The organism is Halomonas sp. EF61 (assembly GCF_040147045.1).
Taxonomy (GTDB): domain Bacteria; phylum Pseudomonadota; class Gammaproteobacteria; order Pseudomonadales; family Halomonadaceae; genus Halomonas; species Halomonas litopenaei.
Genome location: NZ_JAMSHM010000004.1, coordinates 194053 through 218730, shown reverse-complemented (window position 1 = coordinate 218730; position 24678 = coordinate 194053). Strand labels below are relative to the sequence as shown.

Annotated in this window: 24 protein-coding genes and 1 tRNA gene; 12 read left to right on the top strand and 13 right to left on the bottom strand. The window is 63.7% G+C overall.

Annotated elements, in window-relative coordinates; all coding sequences use genetic code 11:
• The first annotated feature begins 52 nt into the window (after positions 1–52).
• The 5 genes from sufC to NFI08_RS20560 all read left to right on the top strand — a co-directional run bounded on the left by sufC (position 53) and on the right by NFI08_RS20560 (position 4886).
• Positions 53–805: a Fe-S cluster assembly ATPase SufC gene (sufC, locus tag NFI08_RS20580; protein WP_045995118.1), complete on the top strand. Its 753-nt coding sequence runs from the start codon at positions 53–55 to the stop codon at positions 803–805.
• Positions 802–2148: a Fe-S cluster assembly protein SufD gene (gene sufD / locus NFI08_RS20575; protein ID WP_108133009.1), complete on the top strand. Its 1347-nt coding sequence runs from the start codon at positions 802–804 to the stop codon at positions 2146–2148. The genes sufC and sufD overlap by 4 nt, the downstream gene beginning before the upstream one ends.
• Positions 2149–2150: 2 nt before the next feature.
• Positions 2151–3392 (top strand): cysteine desulfurase, encoded by a 1242-nt coding sequence (locus NFI08_RS20570; protein WP_108133008.1) that lies wholly within the window; start codon positions 2151–2153, stop codon positions 3390–3392.
• Between the two features lie 86 nt (positions 3393–3478).
• Positions 3479–4051, top strand: coding sequence for a putative Fe-S cluster assembly protein SufT (gene sufT, locus NFI08_RS20565; RefSeq protein WP_045995121.1), 573 nt, complete (start codon positions 3479–3481; stop codon positions 4049–4051).
• A gap of 58 nt (positions 4052–4109) precedes the next feature.
• Entirely contained in the window at positions 4110–4886 is a 777-nt protein-coding gene (locus NFI08_RS20560; protein WP_108450183.1) for a SanA/YdcF family protein, read from the top strand.
• Positions 4887–4986: 100 nt separating this feature from the next.
• Here NFI08_RS20560 and NFI08_RS20555 read toward each other — a convergent pair whose 3' ends face one another.
• From NFI08_RS20555 to NFI08_RS20540, 4 genes are all read right to left on the bottom strand, one after another.
• A complete protein-coding gene (locus tag NFI08_RS20555) occupies positions 4987–5463 on the bottom strand; it encodes a hypothetical protein (protein ID WP_045995122.1) in 477 nt (158 codons plus the stop codon).
• 303 nt (positions 5464–5766) lie between these two features.
• Positions 5767–6681, bottom strand: a complete 915-nt coding sequence (gene rimK, locus NFI08_RS20550; protein WP_045995123.1) for a 30S ribosomal protein S6--L-glutamate ligase — start codon at positions 6679–6681, stop codon at positions 5767–5769.
• A gap of 33 nt (positions 6682–6714) precedes the next feature.
• Entirely contained in the window at positions 6715–7152 is a 438-nt protein-coding gene (locus tag NFI08_RS20545) for an ATP-dependent zinc protease family protein (RefSeq protein ID WP_045995124.1), read from the bottom strand.
• A gap of 91 nt (positions 7153–7243) precedes the next feature.
• Entirely contained in the window at positions 7244–8281 is a 1038-nt protein-coding gene (locus tag NFI08_RS20540) for a DUF3549 family protein (RefSeq protein WP_108450182.1), read from the bottom strand.
• Positions 8282–8759: 478 nt separating this feature from the next.
• Here NFI08_RS20540 and NFI08_RS20535 point away from each other — a divergent pair, with 478 nt between their 5' ends.
• The 5 genes from NFI08_RS20535 to NFI08_RS20515 all read left to right on the top strand — a co-directional run bounded on the left by NFI08_RS20535 (position 8760) and on the right by NFI08_RS20515 (position 12013).
• Positions 8760–9506 (top strand): amino acid ABC transporter substrate-binding protein, encoded by a 747-nt coding sequence (locus NFI08_RS20535; RefSeq protein WP_045995126.1) that lies wholly within the window; start codon positions 8760–8762, stop codon positions 9504–9506.
• Between the two features lie 17 nt (positions 9507–9523).
• Positions 9524–10198, top strand: a complete 675-nt coding sequence (locus NFI08_RS20530) for an amino acid ABC transporter permease (RefSeq protein ID WP_108450181.1) — start codon at positions 9524–9526, stop codon at positions 10196–10198.
• Positions 10195–10944: an amino acid ABC transporter ATP-binding protein gene (locus NFI08_RS20525; protein ID WP_108450180.1), complete on the top strand. Its 750-nt coding sequence runs from the start codon at positions 10195–10197 to the stop codon at positions 10942–10944. The genes NFI08_RS20530 and NFI08_RS20525 overlap by 4 nt, the downstream gene beginning before the upstream one ends.
• Before the next feature lie 183 nt (positions 10945–11127).
• Positions 11128–11472 (top strand): YqcC family protein, encoded by a 345-nt coding sequence (locus NFI08_RS20520; protein WP_045995129.1) that lies wholly within the window; start codon positions 11128–11130, stop codon positions 11470–11472.
• A 40-nt stretch (positions 11473–11512) separates the two neighbouring features.
• Entirely contained in the window at positions 11513–12013 is a 501-nt protein-coding gene (locus NFI08_RS20515) for a gamma-glutamylcyclotransferase family protein (RefSeq protein ID WP_349591384.1), read from the top strand.
• Between the two features lie 348 nt (positions 12014–12361).
• On the opposite strand, the gene NFI08_RS20510 is transcribed toward NFI08_RS20515, so the two are convergent.
• Both NFI08_RS20510 and NFI08_RS20505 read right to left on the bottom strand, forming a co-directional pair.
• Complete coding sequence (locus NFI08_RS20510) at positions 12362–13000, bottom strand: OmpW/AlkL family protein (RefSeq protein ID WP_108450178.1); 639 nt, start codon at positions 12998–13000, stop codon at positions 12362–12364.
• A gap of 278 nt (positions 13001–13278) precedes the next feature.
• Positions 13279–13887, bottom strand: coding sequence for an OmpW/AlkL family protein (locus NFI08_RS20505; RefSeq protein ID WP_108450177.1), 609 nt, complete (start codon positions 13885–13887; stop codon positions 13279–13281).
• A gap of 299 nt (positions 13888–14186) precedes the next feature.
• Here NFI08_RS20505 and NFI08_RS20500 point away from each other — a divergent pair, with 299 nt between their 5' ends.
• Entirely contained in the window at positions 14187–14507 is a 321-nt protein-coding gene (locus NFI08_RS20500) for a hypothetical protein (protein ID WP_108450176.1), read from the top strand.
• A 143-nt stretch (positions 14508–14650) separates the two neighbouring features.
• On the opposite strand, the gene putP is transcribed toward NFI08_RS20500, so the two are convergent.
• The 4 genes from putP to NFI08_RS20480 form a co-directional block, all read right to left on the bottom strand.
• The gene (gene putP / locus NFI08_RS20495) at positions 14651–16129 is read right to left on the bottom strand and encodes a sodium/proline symporter PutP (RefSeq protein ID WP_045994400.1); all 1479 of its coding nucleotides are present in this window, start codon (positions 16127–16129) and stop codon (positions 14651–14653) included.
• Between the two features lie 211 nt (positions 16130–16340).
• Positions 16341–19532 (bottom strand): bifunctional proline dehydrogenase/L-glutamate gamma-semialdehyde dehydrogenase PutA, encoded by a 3192-nt coding sequence (gene putA, locus NFI08_RS20490; protein WP_349591383.1) that lies wholly within the window; start codon positions 19530–19532, stop codon positions 16341–16343.
• A 180-nt stretch (positions 19533–19712) separates the two neighbouring features.
• Complete coding sequence (locus NFI08_RS20485) at positions 19713–20537, bottom strand: AraC family transcriptional regulator (RefSeq protein ID WP_108450175.1); 825 nt, start codon at positions 20535–20537, stop codon at positions 19713–19715.
• Between the two features lie 68 nt (positions 20538–20605).
• On the bottom strand, positions 20606–20977 hold the full coding sequence (locus tag NFI08_RS20480) for a hypothetical protein (protein WP_045994420.1): 372 nt from the start codon (positions 20975–20977) through the stop codon (positions 20606–20608).
• A gap of 385 nt (positions 20978–21362) precedes the next feature.
• Here NFI08_RS20480 and NFI08_RS20475 point away from each other — a divergent pair, with 385 nt between their 5' ends.
• Positions 21363–22286 carry a YeeE/YedE thiosulfate transporter family protein gene (locus tag NFI08_RS20475; RefSeq protein ID WP_349591382.1) on the top strand — a complete coding sequence of 308 codons (924 nt, stop codon included), beginning with the start codon at positions 21363–21365 and terminating at the stop codon, positions 22284–22286.
• A 115-nt stretch (positions 22287–22401) separates the two neighbouring features.
• On the opposite strand, the gene NFI08_RS20470 is transcribed toward NFI08_RS20475, so the two are convergent.
• The 3 genes from NFI08_RS20470 to NFI08_RS20460 form a co-directional block, all read right to left on the bottom strand.
• A complete protein-coding gene (locus NFI08_RS20470) occupies positions 22402–22809 on the bottom strand; it encodes a DUF1090 domain-containing protein (RefSeq protein WP_108450173.1) in 408 nt (135 codons plus the stop codon).
• 370 nt (positions 22810–23179) lie between these two features.
• Positions 23180–23253: transfer RNA gene (locus NFI08_RS20465), tRNA-Gly, on the bottom strand.
• Between the two features lie 165 nt (positions 23254–23418).
• Positions 23419–24672 (bottom strand): methyl-accepting chemotaxis protein, encoded by a 1254-nt coding sequence (locus NFI08_RS20460; RefSeq protein ID WP_108132999.1) that lies wholly within the window; start codon positions 24670–24672, stop codon positions 23419–23421.
• Positions 24673–24678: the final 6 nt, after the last annotated feature.

Here is a 24678-nt window from a genome sequence, read left to right as displayed (position 1 = left end):
TATTCGTTTTTCTCCCGCCGCCCGGCGCGGCGGGCATCGCAAAGGTGTCTACATGCTCGAAGTCAAGGATCTCCACGTCACCGTCGAGGGCTCTGAAATCCTCAAGGGTCTGACCCTGTCCATCCAGCCTGGTGAAGTGCACGCCATCATGGGTCCCAATGGCGCCGGCAAGTCGACCCTGTCCGCCGTCATCGCGGGCAAGGACGGCTACGAGGTGACCGCGGGCTCGATCACCTTCGAGGGCAAGGATGTCCTCGAGATGGAGATCGAAGAGCGCGCCCAGGCCGGTCTGCTGCTGGGCTTTCAGTACCCGGTGGAAATCCCGGGGGTCAAGAACATCTACCTGCTCAAGGCGGCGCTCAACGCCCAGCGCGAGGCGCGCGGCGAGGGCGAGATTCCGGCACCCGAGTTCATGAAGCTGATCAAGGAAAAGGTGTCCTTCATGAAGATGGACAACAGCTTCCTGCAGCGTGCCGTCAATGAAGGCTTCTCCGGCGGCGAGAAGAAGCGTAACGAGATCCTGCAGATGCTGGTGCTGCAGCCCAAGCTCGCGATGCTCGACGAGATCGACTCCGGCCTCGACATCGACGCCATGAAGGTGGTGGCCGATGGGGTCAACTCGCTGCGCAGCGAAGATCGCGGCATCCTGCTGGTGACCCACTACCAGCGCCTGCTCGACTACATCGTGCCCGACCACGTCCACGTGCTGGTGAACGGCCGGATCGTCAAGAGCGGCGGCGCAGAGCTTGCCCATGAACTCGAATCCCGTGGCTACGACTGGGTCGTAGAGGAGCCCGCTGCATGAGTGATGTGCAACGCTTTCTCGATCGTCTGAACGAGCGCAGCGAGGCGCGCCGCGGCGAACCCACCTGGATCGCCGCACGGCGCCAGGCCGGTGCGGCCCGCTTCGAGGCGATGGGCTTTCCCGATCGCCGCGTCGAAGAGTGGAAGTACACCGACGTGCGCGCCATCAGTCGCACCGACTTCCAGCTCACAGGCTCTGCCGAGTTTTCCCAGGCCAGCGCCGCTGCCCTGACGCTGCCGCTGGACGCCCACCGTCTGACCTTCGTCGACGGCGTCTTTTCCAGCGCCCTGTCGGACCTGTCCGAGCTGCCGGGTGGCGTGCAGGTGCAGCCGCTGTCTCAGGCCCTGGAAGAGAACCACGAGGCCGTCGGCGGCCCGCTGGGGCGCCTGACCGGGGTCGAATTCTCGGCCTTCTCGGCGCTCAACACCGCCTTCTTCGAGGAGGGCGCGCTGGTGCGCCTGGCGCCCGGCACCGTGGTCGACAAGCCCATCGTGCTGCAGTTCCTGTCCCGGGCCAACGAGGCGCCGGTGATGAGCCACCCGCGTATCCTGATCGAGGCGGGCGGACGCAGCCAGGCCACCGTGATCGAACACCATGTGGGTGAAGAGGGCGCCGCCAACTTCACCAACCTGGTGGAAGAGGTGATGCTCGATCGTGGCGCCAACCTGACCCACTACAAGCTGGTGGAGTCGCCCGAGCAGGACCTGCACGTGGCCAGTATCCACGTGGAGCAGTGCCGCGACGCTCAGTTCACCTCCTTCAACATCACCCTCGGTGGTGGACTGGTGCGCAACGACCTGGTCAGCGACCTCAATGGCCAGGGCGCCGAGGTGACCTTCAATGGTCTGTTCTACGGCCAGAATCGCCAGCACGTGGACAACCACACCCTGGCCAACCACAACGCGCCCCACACCTTCTCCCACGAGAACTACAAGGGCATCCTCGATGACCGCGCCCACGGCGTGTTCAACGGCAAGGTGATCGTCAAGCGCGACAGCCAGAAGATCGAGGCCGACCAGAGCAACGCCAACCTGCTGCTCTCCGATCGTGCCCAGATCGACACCAAGCCCGAGCTCGAGATCTACGCCGACGACGTCAAGTGTTCCCACGGCGCCACCACCGGTCAGCTCGACGAGGAAGCGGTGTTTGCCCTGCGTACCCGCGGGCTGGATGAGGCCACTGCACGTGGACTGCTGACCCTGGCCTTCGCCGGTGAGGTGATGGACCAGGTGAATCTGGACGCGGTGTCCGAGCGGGTCGAGCTGACCGTGGCCGGCAAGCTGCCCGAGCGCTTCCACCTGGCCGGTCTGGTGGAAGCCGCCGTGGCCCTCAACGAGGACTGAGCATGACCCACTTCAGCGATCTGCTGCTCGATGTGGCGAGGGTGCGCAAGGACTTCCCGATCCTCGATCGGGAGGTCCACGGCAAGCCCCTGGTCTATCTGGACAACGCCGCCACCAGCCAGACGCCACGTCAGGTGATCGAGGTGTTCGATCACTACTACAGCCAGATGAACGCCAATATCCATCGTGGCCTTCACACCCTGGCCGACGAGGCCACGGCGGCCTTCGAGGGCACCCGGGAGACCGTGCGTGCCTTTGTGAACGCCGCGAGCACCCGCGAGATCGTGTTCACCCGTGGCACCACCGAGGCGATCAACCTGGTGGCCCAGAGCTGGGGGCGCGCCAACCTCGGTCCCGGTGACGAGGTGCTGATCTCCCAGCTCGAACATCACTCCAATATCGTGCCCTGGCAGCTGCTGGCGGCCGAGCGCGGCTTCACCATCAAGGTGATCCCGGTGGACGAGCGTGGCGCGCTGGATCAGGACGCCTACCGTGACCTGATCGGCGAGCGCACCCGGCTGGTGGCGGTCAATCACGTCTCCAACGCCCTCGGTACCATCAACCCGGTGGCCGAGATGGCCCGGGTCGCCCATCAGCACGATGCGCTGATTCTGGTGGATGGCGCCCAGGCGGCACCCCATGAGCCGATCGATGTTCAGGCCATCGGTGCCGACTTCTACGCATTTTCGGGGCACAAGGTCTATGGTCCCACCGGCGCCGGCGTGCTCTACGGCCGCGAGGCGCTGCTCGAGGCCATGCCGCCCTGGCAGGGTGGCGGCGAGATGATCGCCACGGTGTCCTTCGAGACGCCGACCACCTTTGCCGCCATTCCCCACAAGTTCGAGGCGGGCACGCCGGCCATCGCCGAAGTGATCGCCCTGGGCCGTGCCATCGAATGGGTCAATTCGATCGGCCTTGAGCACATCAGCGCCTGGGAGCATCGCCTGCTCGAGCACGCCACCGAAAGCGTGGCGGCGGTGGATGGCCTTCGCGTGCTGGGCACCGCGCCGGACAAGGCAGGCGTCTTGTCCTTCGTGGTCGACGGCGTGCATAGCCAGGATATCGGTCTGCTGATCGACCAGCTCGGCGTGGCGATTCGTACCGGCCACCACTGCGCCCAGCCGCTGCTGGCCCAGTTCGGCGTCGATGCCACCTGTCGCGCTTCCTTTGCGGCCTACAACACCCCGGAGGAAGTCGACGTGCTGGTCGAGAGCCTCCAGCGGGTGATCAGCATGCTGCGCTGAAGCAGCAGGGCGGCTCGGGGCGGCGCGTGCCGCCTCGAGCCCTGGTTGGCAAGGGAGTCATTCGGCGTACCCGCCTAAGGAATTGCATGAGCGAACACGATCAGATTGCTCAACTGAGCAAGGGCCAGCAACTGCCGTTGCAGCGGGACGTGGAGGTCATCTCCATTCCCTTCGGCAAGACGGTGACGCTTGACGAGGACAGCATCGTCTCGGTGATGCAGGCCAAGGGCAGCACCCTGAGTGTTGCCTACGAGGGGCGTCTGTACCTGATCGAGGGGTCAAACCTGGACGCGGTGGGCCTCGAGCCGATGCCACGCCCGACACTGGATCCCGAGGCCGACGACGCGGCGATCGAGGCGTTTGTCTGGGACCAGCTCAGGACCTGTTTCGACCCTGAGATCCCGGTCAATATCGTCGATCTGGGGCTGGTCTACGGTTGTCGTATCGAACGCCTGATCAGTGGTGAGCGCATCGTCACCATTCGCATGACCCTGACCGCCCCCGGCTGTGGCATGGGCGATGTGATCGCGGCGGATGCGCGCAACAAGATTCTGGGAGCACCGCAGATTTCCAAGGTGCATACCGAGATCGTCTTCGATCCCCCCTGGAGTCGTGAGATGATGAGCGACGAGGCCAAGCTGGAACTTGGCATGTTCTGACCCGGCCCTCTCTGGCCCGCGCAGCGGGTCCTGACCTCCGCTGTCAATTGGAATCGTCATGCGCGAGCCGTTGTTCACGATGTTTCGTCGCCTGCTGCTGTGTCTCGGTAGCCTGGTCCTGCTGCTCGCCCTGGCCTTCGTCGCGGCCAACGCCTGGGTGGTGGCCACCACCCGCGATCGCATCGCTCCTCGCCTCGTCGAATGCCGCTCCCATCAGGTCGGCATCGTCTTCGGCACCTCCCACTGGACCCGCAGCGGTACCCGCAATCCCCACTTCGAAGGGCGCATGATCGCCGCCGCCCGATTGATGAACGAGGGACGTCTGCGCCACCTGCTGGTGTCCGGTGACAATGCCACCCGCTACTACAACGAGCCGGTGACCATGTGGCGCGACCTCAAGGAGCGTGGCGTGCGCGAGGTCGACATGACGCTGGACTACGCCGGCTTCAGCACCTTCGATACCCTGGCCAGGGCCCGCGACGTGTTCGAGGTGGAGCGCGCGCTATTGATCACTCAGGACTGGCACCTGCCGCGGGCGTTGTTCATCGCTGATGCCCTGGGGCTCGAGGTCGAGGGCTGCCCGGCGCCGGAGAGGGAGCGTTCTCGCTGGCTGATCCTGCGGGAGTGGGTGGCCCGGGTGGCGACCCTGGGCGATCTCTACCTGTGGCAGCGTGAGCCGCGCTTTCTCGGCCCCCTGGAGCCTTTGAAGATCGCGGCGCCGGCACCTCGCATCGAGGCTCGGAGTCTTCACGAGATCATCGATGAGGTGTTGACCAGAGGCGACGACAGTGTGGCGCCATTGCTGCTGCGCACGCCCGACGCCGGCAAGAACTGAGAGCAGCCGCTTTACCCTGGCATCCGCTTCACCAATAAAAACGCCTTGCCGGCAGAGCCTGGCAAGGCGTTTTCGTGGATTGGCGTTGTGGTCGACGGCGTCAGCGTTTGACGGTTCGACGGCCTGCGCCACGCTTCTGGGCGGTCGACTTCTGCAGGTCGTAGAGCTCGCGAATCAGCGCGCGGCAACCCTTCCATACCTCTTCGATCACCGGCTCGATGGGGCCCGGCAAGGGATGGGTAAACAGGGTGGAGAGGGACTGCATCAGCACCCGCTCCTGCTCGAGCAGCTCGTTGATCAACACCTGTGAGTCGTTGCCGACAAAGCTCTTGAGACGACTCCACAGCCACATGTAGTCGTCGCGTTCGACGTCGGCATCACGCGGCAGCAGGTCGAGGTGTTCGCGCGCCAGCTCCTGGAGCTCGCGCATGGTCTTCTGGCGCGTCTCGAAGTGGGGCTCCAGAGCGTCGCGCAGCGAGGGTCGCAGGCGCTCGAGATTGTCCTGGAAATAGTCGACGCTGTCGGCCAGGGCCTCCAGCAGGCTGTCCATCGCCACCTGGCGATTATCGAGAAACATGCGCGTCACCTCCTCCGGTGACGCAAATTGTGGGGCTCCAGCAGGAGTTTTGCCACCCCTAATGTGGCAAATATTTATGATTCTTGCGGTGGGATAGTCGATCGCTTCGACCTTGGTCGAAAAGCGCTGACAAAGTTGACCAGGTTGCGGCGAGATATCGTCGTAGGCGAAGGGCCGCCTCGCGCTTGTGAGCGGTAAGTGAGCGCCAATGACAAGACGGGCGACCGTGCTATCGGTCGCCCGTCGGCGTTATCCTTTACGGGGCTTTTATCTTGAGCCCTTGCCGCTTCAGCGCTTGCCGCTTTAGCCCTTGGGTTTGGCCGGCGTACGGGTCCGTGGACGCGCCGTGGCGCTCTTTTCCAGGTGTTCGATGACCAGGCCGGCGATGTCCTTGCCGGTGGCGCTCTCGATGCCCTGAAGGCCGGGCGAGGAGTTCACCTCCATCACCACGGGGCCATGGTTGGAGCGCAGCAGGTCGACACCGGCCACGCGCAGACCCATGGACTTGGCCGCGCGGATGGCGGTGGAGCGTTCTTCCGGGGTGATGCGGATGACGCTGGCGCTGCCGCCGCGGTGCAGGTTGGAGCGGAACTCGCCTTCGGCCGCCTGGCGCTTCATCGCTGCCACCACCTTGTCGCCGATGACAAAGCAGCGGATGTCGGCGCCCTTGGCTTCCTTGATGTACTCCTGAACCATGATGTTGGCTTTCATGCCCATGAACGCCTGGATCACCGATTCCGCCGCCTGGTTGGTCTCGGCCAGCACCACGCCGATACCCTGGGTGCCTTCCAGCAGCTTGATCACCAGCGGGGCGCCCTTGACCATGGTGATCAGGTCCGGGATGTCATCGGGGGAGTGGGCGAAGCCGGTCACCGGCAGGCCGATGCCCTTGCGAGACAGAAGTTGCAGTGAGCGCAGCTTGTCGCGGGAGCGGGTGATGCCGACGCTGTCATTGAGCACGGTGACGTTCATCATCTCGAACTGACGCAGCACGGCGCAGCCGTAGAAGGTGACCGAGGAGCCGATGCGCGGGATGACGGCGTCGAAGGGCTCGAGTTCCTCACCCTTGTAGTGAATCGACGGATGGTGAGAAGCGATGCTCATGTAGCAGCGCAGCGTATCGACCACCCGGGCCGTATGGCCGCGTTGTTCGGCGGCTTCCACCAGGCGACGAGTGGAGTAGAGATTGCGGTTGCGGGACAGCAGCGCGATATGCATGTGCGAGTCTCCAGGTCAGGGGCGGTGGATCCGTCAGGGTTCGCCGTGCAGAAAGGTGGCGCCGGGCGCCACCAGCAGGCGGCGCAGTGCGCGGCGACCGAGAAGCATGGGGTGGCGCATGTTGCGCCGGTCGGTCAGGGATAGCTCGACGGGAAATTCCAGATCCCCCATCTGCATCTGGGTGCGAATGAAGTAGCGCCACTCGGCCTGGCCGTTGGAGCTGGTAACCTTGCGCCGATCATGCAGGTGCATGCGGTACTGGTGTGACGGACTGTCGGGGCCGCCGGCACGGGTGACGAAGCTGACCCACAGGATCTCGTCCTCCTCGAAGGACTCGATCTCCTCGGCGTGCAGCGCCGAGGTGCGAGCGCCGGTGTCCACCTTGGCACACAGATGCAGATGCATCTGCGGCAGGATCACCATCTCGCGGCGACCGACGACGGCCTGAGCCTGAAAGGGCAGGTCCTTCATGTCTTCTCCTTGTCGCGGGATGCTGCTTGTTATTCAGGCGACGTCCGTTGTCGAACTGTCAGTGGCAACGAACGTCACACGGGCAAGCGAATCAATGACCGCCTGTGCCCTTGACCGCCGCCAGTCGGCGAGCGGTGGCGGAGTCCTTCGGGGCCTGACGCAGCGTCATCAGTACCGGCAGACGCAGCCGGGGGATCTGCGCCAGGTCCCTCGCAACGGCCAGGAAGTCTGCCCCCTCGCATTCGGCGACCCGCTCCAGAAACAGCGGCAGGCGCTCGGCGTGCTCCAGGTGTTGCCAGCCCCGTGCGGCGATTGCCGCGAGGGTGTCCGGGCCGCAGGCATCGCTATCGGCCAGCAAGGCGTCGAACCAGTCACCGGCCAGGCTGTCGGGCGCGTTGCCCACGGCGCGTACACAGGCGCAGAAGGTCTCGATGTCGCCCTGGCTGGCGGCCTGTTCGCCGCGCTGACGCAGCGCCTCCGCAAGCTCTGCTGATAGTGCTACATGTTCCAGACAGTAGCATAGCGATGTCAGCACTTCGCTGTGCAGCTGCGGGATAGCGGCCACCAGCGAGGCCTCAGTCTCGGGAGTGAGACGCGCCACATGGTCGGCCAGCCCCTGCAGGCCCAGCGCCTGCCAGTCGTGGCCACCCTGGCCCGACAGGAAGGCTTCGACCGGCTCAAGGTGCTCGCTGGCGGGACGCTCCAGATCGGCGCTGGCTCGAGCGTGCAGCATCGCCTGAAAGGTCAGGGAAGGGGTGAAGGCCAGCGGGTTGTCCTTCATCAGATTGTCGATCTCGCCGCCGTCGGACTGCTCCAGCGCTTCTGCGCTGCGTCCCAGGGTGGACAGCAGGCGCTCGAGGAAGGCGTCCCGCTGGGCGGCATCCAGAAGGCCCTGTTCGTCCACCGGCAGCGCCAGGAACCAGATCAGCGGGTCGCTCATGTCACCCAGGCGAAACACCAGCGCCAGGCGGGCACGACCCTGCCAGGGTTCCGGCCAGGGGACCTGGCCGCTCTCGAAGTCTGCCAGGGTCTCGAGCGCGCAGGGGTGCACACGCCGTCCCATATGATAGAGACGCACCTCGGCACCGGTCAGGGTGAAAAAGTCGTGAAGACGATGGATCGCTTGCATGGCCCCTCCGAAAGATCAGCGTGCACTCTATCGCGCCGCTCGAGGAGTGTCAGCCGTCCTCGGCGGAAATTTGTGCATCCCTCGCACTGAATTTGCTGCACCGCTGGTGAATTTTTGATCAAGCGCCGCGAAAGAGCGTCAGAAGCGGCCCGGCGTCATCTGTCAAAGGGTTATCCACAGGGACATTCAGCGCTTCTGTGAATGAATGATGGTGGGGATAAGTCGATGTTGTGACAGTCAGCCGACGGCGGTCGGCGGTTGCTCCCGGGAAGGGCGATCGCAATAGCAGGAGGCTATGGTTCACCCTGGGATTTTTCACTGCGTCTGCTATCGATTTGGAATATAATGCAGTTCGTTTATTCCAAATCATGCTGAGCCATCGAGCAGCCCAGGGTTGAAGTGGCGATGGATGCCTCCACCTGTCACCCTCCCGGGCCATGCCGCACTGGCCGCCCCAATCGTTTTCAAGGAGCCGTCCATGGTTCGTCATCTGGCTGTTTCTCTTGCCGCCGCAGGTGCCATCGGTCTCGCTGCCGGTGCCCACGCCGACACCCTGAAAGTCGGCATGTCCGGTGGTTACTTTCCCTTTACCTTCGTCGAGCAGGACACCCTCAAGGGCTTCGAGGTCGACGTGATGGAAGCGGTGGCCGAAGAGATGGGCACCGAGGTGGAGTTCGTCACCGCCAACTTCTCAGGGTTGTTCGGCATGCTCGAGTCCGGGCGCATCGACACCATTGCCAACCAGATCACCATCACCGAGGAGCGTGAGCAGAAGTACCTGTTCACCTCGCCCTATGTGTATGACGGTGCTCAGGTGGTGACCAAGGAAGGTAATGACGAGGTCTCCGGGGTCGAGGATCTGGCGGGCAAGACCGTGGCCGTCAACCTGGGCTCCAACTACGAGCAGTTGCTGCGCGAGCTGCCCTACGCCGACGAGATCGATATCCGCACCTATGAGAGCAACATCGAGCAGGACACCGCGCTGGGTCGTGTCGATGCCTTCGTCATGGATCGCGTCAGCGCCACCCAGGTGATCAAGGAAAAGCCGCTGCCGCTGGCGCTGGCCGGCAAGCCGTTCTCCGAGATTCGCAATGCGCTGCCGTTCCGCCAGGACGACCAGGAACTGCGCGACGAGGTCGACCAGGCGCTTGACACCCTGCGTGAAGACGGCACCTTGAGCGAGATCTCCGAGCGCTGGTTCGATGCCGATATCACCACGCCCTGAGCGGTGATCGACTCTCCATGAGCATTCTCGACCTCGACTACATGCTCGGGCTGGTGCCCATCCTGCTCAGCTACCTGCCCCTGACCCTGGGGATGGCGCTGGCCGGGATGGCGCTGGCTCTGGTGCTGGCCTGTGGCCTGGCGGTGATCCGGGTACTCAAGATCCCGGTTCTCAACGGCCTGACGCTGTGGTTCATCTCGTTCTTTCGCGGTACGCCGCTGCTGGTGCAGCTGTTCCTGTTCTACTACGGATTGCCTCAGGTGCTGTCGTTTCTGACCACCATCGATGGCATCACCGCCACTATCATGGGGCTGACGCTGCACTTTTCGGCCTATATGGCGGAGTCGATCCGCGCCGCCATCGTCGGCGTGGATCGCAGTCAGACCGAGGCGGCGCTGTCCATCGGCATGACCAACGGCCAGTTGATGCGCCGGATCGTGCTGCCCCAGGCCACTCGCATCGCGGTGCCGACGTTGATGAACTACTTCATCGACATGATCAAGGCCACCTCGCTGGCGTTCACCCTGGGCGTCACCGAGTTGATGGGGGCGACCCAGAAAGAGGCCGCCGGCAGCTTCCTGTACTTCGAGGCCTTCATCACCGTGGCGCTGATCTACTGGGCCATCGTCGAGGCGCTGGCCTGGCTGCAGCGGCGCCTGGAATCCCGACTCAACGAGGCCTATCGTCGATGATCAAGCTAGAGCGACTGACCAAGCGCTTCGGTGATACCACCGTGCTCGACGGCATCGACCTGGAGATCCAGCAGGGCGAGATCATCGTGGTAATCGGCCCCTCCGGGACCGGCAAGTCGACGTTGCTGCGCTGTCTCAACTTTCTCGAGCAGCCCGATGGTGGCCGATTGACCTTGGGTCCGCTGAATCTGGACCTGACCCAGGCCAGCAAGTCCGAGATCCTGGCTGCCCGTCGACACACGGCCTTCGTGTTCCAGAACTACGCGCTGTTTGCCAACAAGACGGCGCTTGAGAACATCGCCGAGGGCCTGATCGTGGTCAACCGCTGGCCCAGGGCCAAGGCCCACCAGCGAGCGCGTGAGATCCTCGAGCGCATCGGCATGTCGGACAAGGCGGACGCCTATCCGGCGTCGCTGTCCGGGGGCCAGCAGCAGCGGGTGGGGATCGGCCGCGCCATGGCCGCCCAGGCCGAGGTGATCCTGTTCGACGAACCCACCTCATCGCTGGATCCCGAGTGGGTCGACGAGGTGCTGGCGTTGATGAAGCAGTTGGCGCGTGAACGCCAGACCATGCTGGTGGTCACCCACGAAATGGCCTTTGCCCGTGACGTGGCCGACCGGGTGGTGTTCATGGAGGGCGGGCGCATCGTCGAGCAGGGGCCTCCCTCGGAGCTGTTCCATGCACCGCAGGACCCGCGTACCCGGGACTTCCTGCGCAAGGTGCTGCCCGCCGCCGAGCCCCTGTAGGCCGAGTCGCTCATCCATCCGGCGAGATCCTCGTTCGAGAAAGTCTGCACGTCGAGGCGTGCCCTTCGAGGTGTCGCGTCTGCAGCGGATCCTCAGGCGGCGCGTGTTGCTACCGGGCTGGCCCTTGCTGGTCCGGCACGCGACAATGACGTGCACCAAGCCCATTTTCAAAGCGGAGGCATCATGCCCACCGAACCTTCCGTCCACGACGCCCTGGGCGCGGCCCTGCGCGAGCTCGAGGCGACCATGAAGGCCGCCAACATGTGGCGTATGGACAAGCCGGAGGCCGCCGCCTTCAACAGTCGGCAGCCGTTCTGCATCGATACCATGTCGCTGCCTCAGTGGCTGCGCTTCGTGTTTATCGCCAGGCTCGATACCCTGGTCGAGCAGCGTGCGCCCCTGCCCGCCAGTTGCGATGTGGCCCCGGCGGTGGACGCCTACCTGATCCAGGAAGGCGCGCGCGCTCAGGACCGGATGCTGTTGCAGAAGGTGATCGAGGATATCGACCGGCTGATCACCGAGAACTGAATCGCCGGTAACGGAAGAAGTCCCCAGCGAGGAGAAGGCGATGCCCTGGTACTTTGCCTATGGCAGCAACATGAACATTGAGCGTGTCGCCGCGCGCATCGGCGAGACCCGGCGTGTGCTGGCCGGCAGCCTGGAAGGCTACGCACTGCGCTTCAACAAGGCCTCCCGGGTGCCGGGCATCGCCCACGCCAATGTGGTGCCGGCGCCGGGCGATCGGGTCGAGGGCGCGCTGTTCGAACTCCTCGAGCCCGAGCAGATCCGGCAGATGGATCCCTTCGAAGGTTACCCGCACGAGTACGACCGTCATCGTCTGCCGGTGATCACCGAACAAGGGCCGATCGAGGCCTGGGTCTATATCGCCGGCGCCGAACGCCAGGGGGATGGCCTGCGGCCCGCCCGCGAGTACCTCGAGCACCTGCTGGCCGGTCGTGACTTCCTGAGCGAGGGCTATCACCAGGCGCTGGCGGCGGTGGAGGCCGTCGAGCACCTCGATGAGGTCACGCTCGGGAGGTTGGGGCTGTCACGCCATCATCCCCGCTAGCTTCTTGCCCCTATTGGCACTGCGGCCTGCTACAGATGCGTCGCCAAATCCACTTTTTGACGTCAACAGCAAAACGCCCACCTCCCAAGTGGGGGCGGGCGTTTGCAATGAAGAGCAATACCGCATGGCGGGTCAGTGGCAGTGTACGGTGCCAGCGCTCCGGTCCATATGGCAGCACTGCCCTGCGGGTGAGCTCTTTCGGCAACCTCCACCATGAGCCAGTGCGGTGCCGCTGATCAGCACCAATACCATCGCAACAATGAGTACCCTCATTTCAGTCTCCCAATGTTAGATCGCGTTTGCGGAAGGTATTGTGCCGTATCGCAGGCTTTGCTGAACTGACCCGGATCAGAAGCGGTAGCTGATACCGGCCATGATCACGTAGGGGTCCACCTCGATCTCGCCGATGTCCTCACCGTTGAGGTCGACGTCGCTGTCGATATCCAGATACCACACCGCCATGTTGGCCGCCCAGTGGTCGTCGATGACCAGGTCGAGGCCCGCCTGGCCGGCCCAGCCCCAGGACTCTTCCAGATCGAGATCGTCCCCGGTATCGATGTCCTCGTCGGAGAAGTGGGTGTAGTTGACCCCCAGGCCAACGTAGGGCTGTACCCGCGCCTCGGTGCCACCGAAGGGGTAGTACTGCACGGTCAGGGTCGGCGGCAGGTGCTCGACGCTGGCGCCGATATCGTTGCCACCGACGTTCAGGTCGACGTCGTGCTCGAAGGGCTCGGCGGCCAGCAGTTCGACGCCGAACTTGTCGTGGAAACGGTAGCCCAGGGTGAAGGCGAAGCCGTTGTCGTCATGGACGTCGGTGTCCATGGTGCCTTCCCTCAGAGAGCCGTTGTCGGAGTCGGGCTTGACCTTGGCCACCCCGATGCGGGTGTAGATGTCGCCCTTGCCGTAGGCGGCAAAGGCCTGGCTGCTGGCGAGGGCGCTGCCGGCGATGGCGGCGACCAGGGCGGTGGTGATCAGGGGATGGCGCATGGTGTTCTCCTTGCGTACTGGCAAAAGTGGGCGAGCCGGTCGGCGAGCCATTCGGCGAGCCCGATTGCCAAGCAGTGTATGCCGCATCGAGAACGTGGTTATTGATCTACCTCAATACCTCCTTTGGTCGACAAAAATGAACCGGCAACGCACCAGAAAAGGCGCCTGGCAAAGCCAGACGCCTTCGATACTGCGGTTGGAATGCGGCGCGATCGAGCTAACCGGTCAGCCGCTTATTTCAAGATCGCGCAGGCGTTTTCTCAATACAGCGCAAGCGCTTAGAAACGATAGGTGACGCCGGCACCGATGGTCATCGGATCGATCTCGGCCTCGCCGACATCGTGGCCGTCGACCTCGATATCGGAATCGACATCGGCGTAGCGGGCGTAGGTGCCGACCAGCAGGTTGTCGGTGACGCTGAGGTCGAGACCCACCTGGGCTGCGGCGCCGTAGGAGCTATCGAGGTCGGCGTTGAAGCTCTCGTCGGAGAAGTGGGTGTAGTTCATGCCCACGCCAACGTAGGGGTGGACGCGAGCGTTTTCCACGCCGCCCAGCGGGTAGTAGTTGAGCATCAGGTTGACCGGGGTACGGTCGACGCTGCCCACATTACCGCCGTTGACCGCGATATCGTGCTCCATGGCCTCGGAGCCGTTGAGCTCGACACCGAACTTGTCGTGGAACAGGTAGCCGGCGCCGTAGGCGAAGCCGTTCTCTTCGGAGACATCGAGATCCTGGTTGGCGATATCGCCGTTGTCCGAGGTGGGATCGGCTTTCTCGAAGCCACCGCGCACGTAGATGTCACCTGCCTGATAGGCCAGGGCAGACTGGGCGGCGAAGGTGGTGGTAGCGAGCAGGGCTGCGGTGCCCATCAGTCGAGTCATGTTCATGCGGGACCTCCTTGATGATCCGATGGCATCCTTCCCGAGGGAAGTAACCTTGTACGCTTCGCAGTTTACGAACAGTGTTTCTAAATGTCTTGTAGAAATATTTAATTGGCCAGATAGCAGTAACTAGCCAGAATTTATGGAACTAAATCGACTTGGGCGGGTAGGTAATGTAAATGCTGTACAATTTTTTTGCACATTGTGGCGTAGACGTCGATGCGCGCTTGTGCACTGCATAAACGCTCGCCGTCCGGCGATAAATCGTCTTCACTGTGGGAGAAGACTCCGGAGGAGAGTGCGGGATGGTGGCCAGACGAAGGCGTGAGAGGTTGCTCGGCATGTCGACGCTGCCCTGGGGCGGGGCGGCACTGGTGCTCGCACTGACCGCTCTGTTGGCGGTGTGGCTGCTGCTGGAACCCTGGCTGATTCGTGATCTCCCGACGCCGGCGAGGCTGGCCATGGTAGTTCTGGGCGTGTGGGCGCTGGGCGGGGGGTTGTCCATGCCGCTGCACTTCTCAGCGGTACCCGGCTGGTGGCGCCTGGCGGGGGCCATGCCCTGGTATCCGCTGGCGCTGGTCAGCTTTATCGTGCTGCTGCTGTGTCGCTACGCCGGCCTGTTTTGAACGGGGCTGATGTGCACGGCCAAGGTGGGCAGGGCGGTTCGACCGTCAGTGAGCGTTGAGCGCCAGGTGCGTGCTCGATGTGTCCCGTAACGAAGAAGGCCGCCCGAGGGCGGCCTTCTTGCGTGGCAGACGATCACTGACGATCAGGCGTCTTCCAGGGTGTCGAACTGCTCGGTGATCTCCTTGCTCGGCTCGGCGGTCATCAAGCTCACCACCACGATGGCGATGTAGGCGAAGATCACGCCGGGCACGATCTCGTAAAGATCGAACAGCCCGCCGGACATCTCGGCCCAGGCCACCACGGTGATGCCACCGACCACGATACCGGCCAGCGCGCCCCACTGGTTCATGCGACGCCAGTACAGCGACATGATCAGTGCAGGACCGAAGGCGGCGCCGAAACCGGCCCAGGCGTAGGACACCAGTCCCAGTACCGTGGAGTCCGGGTTCATCGCCAGCAGGTAGGCGATGACGGCGATGCCGATGACCGCAAAGCGGCCGACCCAGACCAGCTCGGACTGGCTGGCGTCGGGGCGGAACAGCGCCTTGTAGAAGTCATCGGTCAGGGCAGAGGACGACACCAGCAGCTGGGAGTCGGCGGTGGACATGACCGCAGCCAGGATGGCGGCGAGCAGTACACCGGCGACCAGCGGATGGAAGATGGCGTTGACCATGACCATGAAGATGGTCTCGCCGTCACCCAGGTCGCGAGTCATGTAGACCAGGCCCAGCAGACCGACCGCCATGGCGCAGACCAGGCACAGGCCCGACCAGGTCACGGCGATGCGACGGGCGGCGGGGATGTCGGCTTCGGAGCGGATGGCCGCGAAACGCGCCAGGATGTGCGGCTGGCCGAAGTAGCCAAGGCCCCAGGCCAGCGAACTGATGATGCCGATGGCGGTCAGGGTTTCACCGGTGGACGCATCGACGAACCAGCTCAGCATGTCGGGGTTCTCGGCCAGGATCTGCTGGCCACTGCCGCTGAAGCCACCCAGTTCGGTCAGGGCGATGACCGGCACGACCAGCAGCGCCGCTGCCATCATCAGACCCTGGATCAGGTCAGTCCAGGAGACCGCCAGGAAGCCGCCAAAGAAGGTATAGGAGATGATGGCCAGCGTACCGACGGTCACCGCGATGGTGTAGTCGAAGCCGAATACCGTCTCGAACAGCTTGCCGCCGGCAACCAGGCCGGAGCTGGTGTAGAACAGGAAGAACAGCAGGATGAAGACCGCCGAGATCACCCGCAACAGCGGTGCCTTCTCGCGAAAGCGCTTGGCGAAGAAGTCCGGCAGGGTCAGGGCGTCATTGGCCTTGAAGGTGTAGACGCGCATGCGCCGGGCGACAATCAGCCAGTTGAGCCAGGTGCCGATCAACAGGCCCACGGCGATCCAGGAGGCCGACAGACCGCTGACGTAGGCCGCACCGGGCAGACCCAGCAGCAGCCAGCCCGACATGTCCGAGGCGCCAGCAGATATCGCCGACGTCCAGGGGCCAAGCGAGCGGCCACCAAGGATATAGTCGGACAGATTGGTGGTGCGCTTGTAAGCAATGATACCGATGACCAGCATCAATATCAGATACAGCGCGAACGTGATGCCAATGGTGGCGTTGTTTTCGACCATGGGAGCGTTCCTTGTGGTTTTTGTCGTGGGTGGTTGGCGTTCTCAAGTCACCGGCCCTGTGTCGAGCGCGATGATCTCCCCGTGTGGGCGCGGTCGTCACGCGCGTCCCTGCGATCCGGCGCTCCCCTCGGGGTAGTGGGTGAGCGCCGGTTGCCGACGGTGCGCCGACCGTCGGGTGAGTGCGTTGGACAAGAGCAGGCCAGGGCCTGACTTACTCGTCCCCTAGCGCCAGCAGCGAGGCGTTGCCGCCGAGTGCCGCCGTGTTGTTGGTCACCGTCTTCTCGGTGGCGAAACGCAACAGGTAGTTGGGGCCGCCGGCCTTGGGACCGGTGCCGGAGAGCCCCTGACCGCCGAAGGGTTGAACGCCTACGACAGCACCAATGATATTGCGGTTGATGTAGACGTTGCCAACGCGCACTTTCCGCGCTATTTCATCGGCAAAGGATTCGTTGCGGCTGTGCACGCCGAAGGTCAGGCCATAACCACGCGCGTTGATCGAGGCGATCACCTTGTCGAGCTCGTTGGACTTCCAGCGCACCACGTGTAGCACCGGGCCGAACTGTTCACGCTCGAGCGCATCGATACCATCGATGGTGAAGGCCGCCGGGGCGACAAAGGTGCCTTCACTGGTGTGCTCGGGCTTCAGCGGCGTTTCGCTGATCAGACGTCCTTCACCCTTCAGCCGATCGATATGCGCCTGCAGGTTCTTGCGCGCGTCCTCGTCGATCACCGGGCCTACGTCGGTGCCGAGGTCGCGTGGGTCACCCACGTGGAGTTCGGCCATGGCGCCGTCGAGGATCTGTAGCACACGGTCGGCGACGTCGTCCTGCAGGTAGAGCACCCGCAAGGCCGAGCAGCGCTGTCCGGCGCTCTGGAAGGCCGAGTGGATGACGTCGGCGACGACCTGCTCGGGCAGGGCGGTGGAGTCGACGATCATCGCGTTCATGCCGCCGGTCTCGGCCACCAGTGTCGGCAGCGGCGCATTCTCACGCTCGGCCAGGGCGCGGTTGATGATCTGGGCGGTATCGGTACCGCCGGTGAAGACCACCCCGGTGATCCGCGAATCGCCGGTCAGCACGCTGCCCACGGTGGGGCCGTCGCCGGGCAGCAACTGAACCACTTCACGCGGCATGCCGGCCTGGTACAGCAGCTCGACCACCCGGTGGGCAACGATCGACGTCTGCTCGGCGGGCTTGGCCAGCACGGTATTGCCGGCCACCGCGGTGGCGACCATCTGGCCGCAGAAGATTGCCACCGGGAAGTTCCACGGGCTGATCGCGGCGAACACCCCCTTGCCGCCCATGTGCAGACGATTGGACTCGCCGGTGGGGCCGGGCAGCTCGGTGGGCTCACCGAAGATCTCCTCGGCGCGCACCGCATAGTAGCGACAGAAGTCCACCGCTTCGCGGATCTCGTCGACGCCGTCGGTCAACAGCTTGCCACCTTCACGCGAGCACAGCGCCATCAGCTCCGCCAGGTGCTCTTCCATCAGGTCGGCGAAGCGCCTCAGGATGTCGGCGCGCTCCTTGACCGGGGTGACCTCCCATGCCGGGAAGGCAGCCCAGGCCGCGTCCACCGCCCGCTCGGTCTGTTCGCGGGTGGTCCACTGCACGCTACCGACCACCTGGCGACGGTCGTAAGGACTGGTGACTTCGTGGGTCTGGGCGGGGTCCTCGGCGACCTCGAAGGCCAGCAGCGGACGCGCCTGGTAGCGGGTATCCATGTGCTTGCCCATGGCCTCCATCAGCGGCCGGTACTGGCTGTTGATGGTCAGGTTGACACCGCGGGAGTTGGGGCGGTGCTCGCCATAGATGTCGCGAGGCAGCGGAATCTGGGGATTGGACAGGCTGTCGAACTGTCGCAGTGTCTCGATGGGATGGACGCACAGCGACTCCACCGGCACCTTGGGGTCCACCAGCTGATGCACGAAGGAGGAGTTGGCACCGTTCTCGAGCAGTCGGCGAACCAGGTAGGGCAGCAGGTCCTTGTGGGCGCCCACTGGGGCGTAGATACGGCAGTAGGTGCCTTCAGGTGCACGCTTTAGCGCGGCATCGTAGAGAGCCTCGCCCATGCCGTGCAGGCGCTGGAACTCGAAGGCTCGGCTGGTGTGGTTGGCCTGCTCGAGGATGGTGGTGATGGTATGGGCGTTATGGGTGGCGAACTGCGGGAAGATGCGACCCTTGGTGGCATCGGACAGCAGAAAGCGCGCACAGGCCAGGTAGGCCACATCGGTGGATGCCTTGCGGGTGAACACCGGGTAGCCGTCGACGCCGAGCTGCTGGGACTCCTTGATCTCGGTGTCCCAGTAGGCGCCCTTGACCAGGCGCAACGGGATCTCGTCACCCTGGAAGTCGGCCAGACGGTTGAGGTAGTGCAGCACCGGCAGGGCGCGCTTGGAGTAGGCCTGCACCACCAGACCGAAGTGCCCCCAGCCACGGCAGATGTCGCTCTCGTAGACGGCGCGGAAGACCTCCAGCGACAGCTCCAGGCGGTCGACCTCCTCGGCGTCGATGGTCACCGCCACGTCATTGTCCCGGGCCAGCTTGGCCAGCTCCTTGACGCTGCCCACCAGCTCCTCGAGGACCTGTTCGCGGCGGCCAAACTCGTAGCGCGGGTGCAGCGCGGACAGCTTGATCGAGATCGACGGTGCCGGCGTCCTGTCGCCCAGGTTGCGGCTGGTCTTGCCGACCTGGCGGATGGCGGTGGCGTAGTCGTCGAAGTAGCGGCCGGCATCTCGCCGGGTACGAGCGGCCTCGCCCAGCATGTCGTAGGAGTAGGTGTAGCCCTTGTCGAACAGCGGCTTGGAGCGCTTGAGCGCTTCGTCGATATCACGCCCCAGCACGAACTGCTTGCCCATCACCTTCATGGCTTCGACCATGGCCCGGCGAATGACCGGCTCGCCCATGCGGTTGACCATCTTGTTGATGAAACCGCTGGGCTTGCCATCCTTGGGCTTGTCCAGGCTCACCACCCGGCCGGTCATCAAAAGGCCCCAGGTGGAGGCGTTGACCATCCAGGACTCGCTCTTACCGAGGTGGGCCTTCCAGTCGGCCGGGCCCAGTCGATCTTCGATCAGCGCATCGGCGGTGGCCTTGTCGGGGATGCGCAGCATCGCCTCGGCCAGACACATCAGCATCAAGCCTTCGTGGGTATCCAGGCTGTACTGCTGCAGCAGCTCGTCGATGGTATCGACGGCGGTGTCCATCTCGCGCACTTCGCGCACGAGAGAAGCCGTCTTGTCGGCGACGCGCTCGATGTGCTCGTCCTTGCCATCGATCAGCTTGATCAATTCACTTACGAAGGCGTTTTCTTCGACCACGTAGTGATCGCTGATGCGCGCAAAGAGTGTATCCAGATCCTGCTGCCAGGTGGAGTTGTCGAGCATATTGTTGGCGTTGAGCATGTCAGTCCCCAAATGGTGAACCGCCGCGGGCGGAGAAAGGGCTTGCCGCAAAGTCGATCGCGGACGTGCAGTCGCGCAATCCGGGCATGTTGGCAAGACTAGGTTGCATGCCTCTTCCATGCTTGCCAAATGCACCGAAGGATTTGGCAAATCCACGGGCGTTATCGACTAACCCTAGCTTTAATGTGCCGATTTGGCAGTCAGATGGTGGAGATTCGGTGACGAAATCTCGCTGACATGACGTCGCGTCTGGCTGGGAGGATGGCCGTAATGCTTGCGGTAGGCGCGGGACAGGGCGCTCTGGTGGGCGAAGCCGGTGAGGGCGGCGATTTCCGACAACGGCAGGCGACTGCGCATCAGCAGCTGACGTGACGCCTCCAGGCGTCGACGCATCACGTACTGCCAGGGTGACATGCCCGTCTGGGCGCGGAAGCGTTCGGTAAAGTGGGTTTCGCTGAGGCAGGCGAAGGCCGCCAGATCGGCGACCTTGAAGCGACGCGCCAGGTGATCGTCGATGTAGCGATCGAGCGCGCGCAGGTCGATGCGCCGGTGGTGCATCGCGCCGGTTTCATCGCCGGCCAGACGCGCATGCAACGAGCCCAGCAGAGTGGTCGCCAGGCGCTCCTGATGCAGGGCAGGGACGGGGCCCTCTAGCGCCAACTGATTCATTTCGGCCACCACGAAACCCAGGAACTGTTTCAAAGGTGCGTCCAGGGTGAAGAAACGTGGCGCGTCGAACAGCCTGGCCAGTTCATGATGATGGCCGGTGAGCGCCAGGGCGTCATCGGGAAGGTCGAGGATCAGTTGGCGGTTGTTGCCGGTGCCGGCGTAGTAGTGGAGGTGGTTGGCGGGCACGATGCAGCCGCAGAATGCCTCGATGGTGCCGCCAAGGCCTTCGATGTCGAAGTCGGCGCGCCCGGCCAGGGCGATCACGATCTGATGGTAGTCGTGGGAGTGATGCCGGGTCGCGGTGTCCAGAGGGATCTGCCTGATGGCGCTGCTCATCGGGGGGCTCCCGCAGGCGGTAACGAGGACGTCATCATACCCGATGGGTACAGGATTCTCACTGACTGTCAGTCCCCCCTGGGCTGCTCCCTGAGGCGGATACGAGCGGCCAGGTGGTCGCGTAGTGCACGCAGGTCCTCCTGTCCGGCGCTGTCCAGCAGGGCCTTGCCCCGGGTCACCCGGCCAAAGCGCCCGTGTTCATCGACCAGGCTGCGAGCGCGGCGTCGGACGCCGTCCAGGTACTCGTCGTGGCGAATCGGATAAAGGATGACGGCATTCCATTCATCTTCGCCAACTGTGCTGTCGAGAGCACGGTCGAACAGGTCAAGCAGGTGCTGTGGCTCGGTGCGGTATCGTGGCGTGCCGGACAGCATCAACACCGCGAGCACCGCGACGAAGACGACCAGACAGACGACGAACACGAGCAGAAACAAGGACAAGGTCATGGCACGGTAGATCGCTTGAAACGGGAAAGGACGGCTGATCGCAAGGCTCTCACATCCAGCCGCACATGTCGCGGGTCCCGATCTGCGTTGACGCTGGTGTGGTGGCAAGGGCGTTCATTGCATATTGTTACATTATGGATGGATGTGAGGCCGCACGACGTCGAGATCGTCGTCGGGGTGACGGTCTGTTCGGCCATCTGCCGCGACACCAGCTCAGAACCCCGTTCTGAACAGAAAGGAATGCAGAGAGGAATGCCGAGAGTAGAGGGACACCGGGCAATAGCATGGCGTGCCGGCCAATATCGCACCATCGCCGGCCATGATCGTCAGATAGTGTTCCGTCCTTGTATTTCCGGAACCGTGTAAACGAGGAGATGTGATGGCTCTGTTGGTCTCCCTGCTGCTGGCTGTCGCGTTGGGGTGGCTCGCCCAGCGTACCGGTCTTTGCATGGTGCGTGCGGTTCAGGGGATACGCATGTGGCGGCCGGGTCTGTTGCTGACCATCGTCGGCTGCGGCGTCTGGTTCTGGCTTGCCAGCCCCCTGTTCATCCATTTCCCTCTTGGCGAGGTGCTCAGGCGTCACGCGATCGGGTGGCCCTTCGCTGTCGGTGGGCTGCTGTTTGGCCTGGCCGCGGCGGTCAATCATGGCTGTTCGATCTCGACCCTTTCCGCCCTGGCGCGGGGGCAGTGGCACATGCTCGCCACCATTCTGGGCTGGGTGCTGGGTTGGTGGATGCTGTATCTGGGCGCCCCTGATATCTCCTACACCCGTCTGGCGACGATCTTCACGCCGGCCTGGTGGCTGGTACTGAGTATCGTCGCAGTCTCGCTGCTGGCGATCTGGCGGCTGTCGCCGGCTCACCGCCGTATCTACGCGGGTGTCATGGTGTTCGGCGCGGTAGGCGGTCTGTTGGGCGTGCTGGAACCACTGTGGTCACCGAGCCAACTGATTCGAGACGTCACCGAGCGTCCTCTGGCGATGGACATGGCCGTCGCCTGGCCTAGCCTCGGACGCGTCCTGATCAGCGTCGCGATCCTGGCGGGAATGCTGGTAGCGGCGCGAGCCCACTTCCGACCGGGCGAGTATCAGGGGTCCCTGGGGCGCTGGATGAAGCATCTGCTGGCCGGAATCTTGATGGGCATCGGCGCCTCGCTTGCGCTGGGTGGCAACGATCTACAGCTATTGATCGCGTTGCCGGCCGGCTCGCCGGGAGCGGTCGTCGCCCTGATCTGCATGATCGCCGGCATCTGGATCGGGCTCGCCATCGAGGAACGTTGGGAGCGACGCCAGGACCGGGACTAGGCGCGGCCAATGGCGGTCGGCAAGCATCCCGACAGCCGATTGTCAGACTGGCGGTGCGACCAGCGCTTGACGCTCTGCGGCTGGCACTGTCCCTCGAATGTCAGCCGTACAAGGTTCAACTGGCCGACGGCAGCAGCACCTTGAGCGCGGCGATGCGAGCGTTGAGCACCTCGATGGCGACCTCGAGAGCCTCGCGTTTACGCGTTATCTGGCCGATATCACCTTCGTCGAAGGCCTCGTTCAACTCCTGCTGGCGCTGTTCCACCATCTGCTGACCCTCACGTACGCGTGACTCGGCCTGGCTGAGCACGTCTTCGCTGGTGCAGCCGCTTCGGACACCATCCAGGGCGAGTTCCAGCTCATTCACCCGTGCGGTGTCCTCGGCATGACGAGCGAAGGCGAGGTCATGCTCGAGTGCCTGCGCGCGCTGATCGCAGCTATCCCTCGCGCCATCGGCCATGGCAAGTGTGCTCACCAGCAGCCAGACAGGCGTCAGCAGCAGGGTGTGGCGGTAAAAAGGCATACGGCGTCCCCACGACTTTATGATTGTGGCGCCAGCCTAGCGTGCGAAAACCGAGCTTGAACAGGGGCCCATCGAAGGGGGGGCGTAGTCTTTAAGTATGAGGCCGATTCAGCGGTAGCGGCATGAATGGCGACATGCCGGGGCCCGCAGTACCCGGGGCGCTGAATAGGCAAGGCCAAAGCACGAGACAGTGCTCGAAAACGACGCCTGATCGCAGGATGAGGGATAGGTCAGGGGAGCGCGCAGCGGGAAGGGAGCGCTGTGAAAGGCAGAGCGAAGCGAACTAAAGGGCGCAGCGAAATAAGGGGCGTAGCGGGTCAGCTTGCTAAGCAAGGATGCAAGAGCACTGTGACCGAGAAAGGGGAGGCCCTGGAGCGGGTGAAGGGAATCGAACCCTCGTCTTAAGCTTGGGAAGCTTCTGCTCTACCATTGAGCTACACCCGCAAGGCGTTTTTGATAGTAATCTCCGTTGGTTACGCCTTGCAAGCAAAAGGCTCGCGCGGCGTGATTTTCGTCAACCGGACGAGCCCGGAGCCACGCCGCAGTCATGTGGCTTGCTAGTGGCGGCAATGACTGCGGTGCGGTAGTGGTGCCCATCACACGCCACGATCAGAGCTTGCGAATCGCCGCCGAGACGTTGTGGGCGCCGTCCAGGATCTCGCGTATCACCAGTTGCGCCTCGCCGACCCGTTGCTGGCTGAGGTCACTGCGGGTGGCCACCTCGGTGATCTTCTGGTTGGCCAGTCGAATGCGTTGGTTGTTGTCGTTGAGCACCTGGGTGATCTGCTCGGCGGCGCGGGTGGAGCCCTGGGACAGTTCGCGAACCTCCTGGGCCACCACCGCAAATCCGCGGCCATGCTCGCCAGCGCGCGCCGCTTCGACCGCGGCATTCAGCGCCAGCAGGTTGGTCTGCTGGGCGATCCGTGAGATGGAGTCGGTGATGTTGTTGATCGCTCGCGTCTGCTCCTCCAGGGCGGCCACGATGGCTTGGGTCGCCTTGATCTCGTCGGCGGCCTGGCGCGACGACTCGACAGCCTCTTCGAGCTGGACCAGACCATTGTCGGCGATGGTCTCGGTCTGCTCCGCGGTGACTCGGGCGGACTCCACGGCACTGCGAGCGGCATCTTCGGCCTCGACAGAGCGGGTGATGTCGGTGGCAAACTTGACGACGCGTGTCACCCGGCCGGTTTCGTCGATCACCGGGTTGTAGGTGGCCTCGAGCCAGACGGTGCGCCCACTGGCGGTTATGCGTCTGAAGCGTCCCTGCTTGAAGGTGTTGGCGGCCAGTTCCTGCCAGAAGTCGGGGTGATCTCGGTAGAAGGTGTCGTCGCAGAACATCCTGTGATGCCGTCCAAGGATGTCGTCGAGACGATAGCCCATCGTGGTCAGGAAGTTGCCGTTGGCACGCAGTATTTCGCCTTCCGGTGTGAATTCGATCACCGCCATGGACGCGTCGAGGGCGCTGAGCACAGCATCCTGACCGGACGCCGCAAGGCGATCGTCGGTGACGTCATTGGCAATCTTGAGAATGTAGTGAATCTTGCCTCGAGCGGAGCGCACAGGAAGGTAGGTCGCCTCCAGCCATAACGGATTGCCATTGGCGTCGATGCGGCGAAAGGTGCCGGTTTTCGACTGGCCGTCCGCCAGCCCCCGCCAGAATGCCTCGTAGGCGGGGTCCTGATGCACCTCTGGCGGGCAGAACATGCGGTGGTGCTGGCCGCGTATCTGATCGAGCCGATAGCCGACGGTGGCAAGAAAGGCATCACTGGCTTCGCGGATGGTGCCGTCGGGACGAAAGACAATACAGGCGGTGTGGCTATTCAGTGCGCGATACAGGGCGCTTATTCTTCTGGCCGATACCATCAAGTT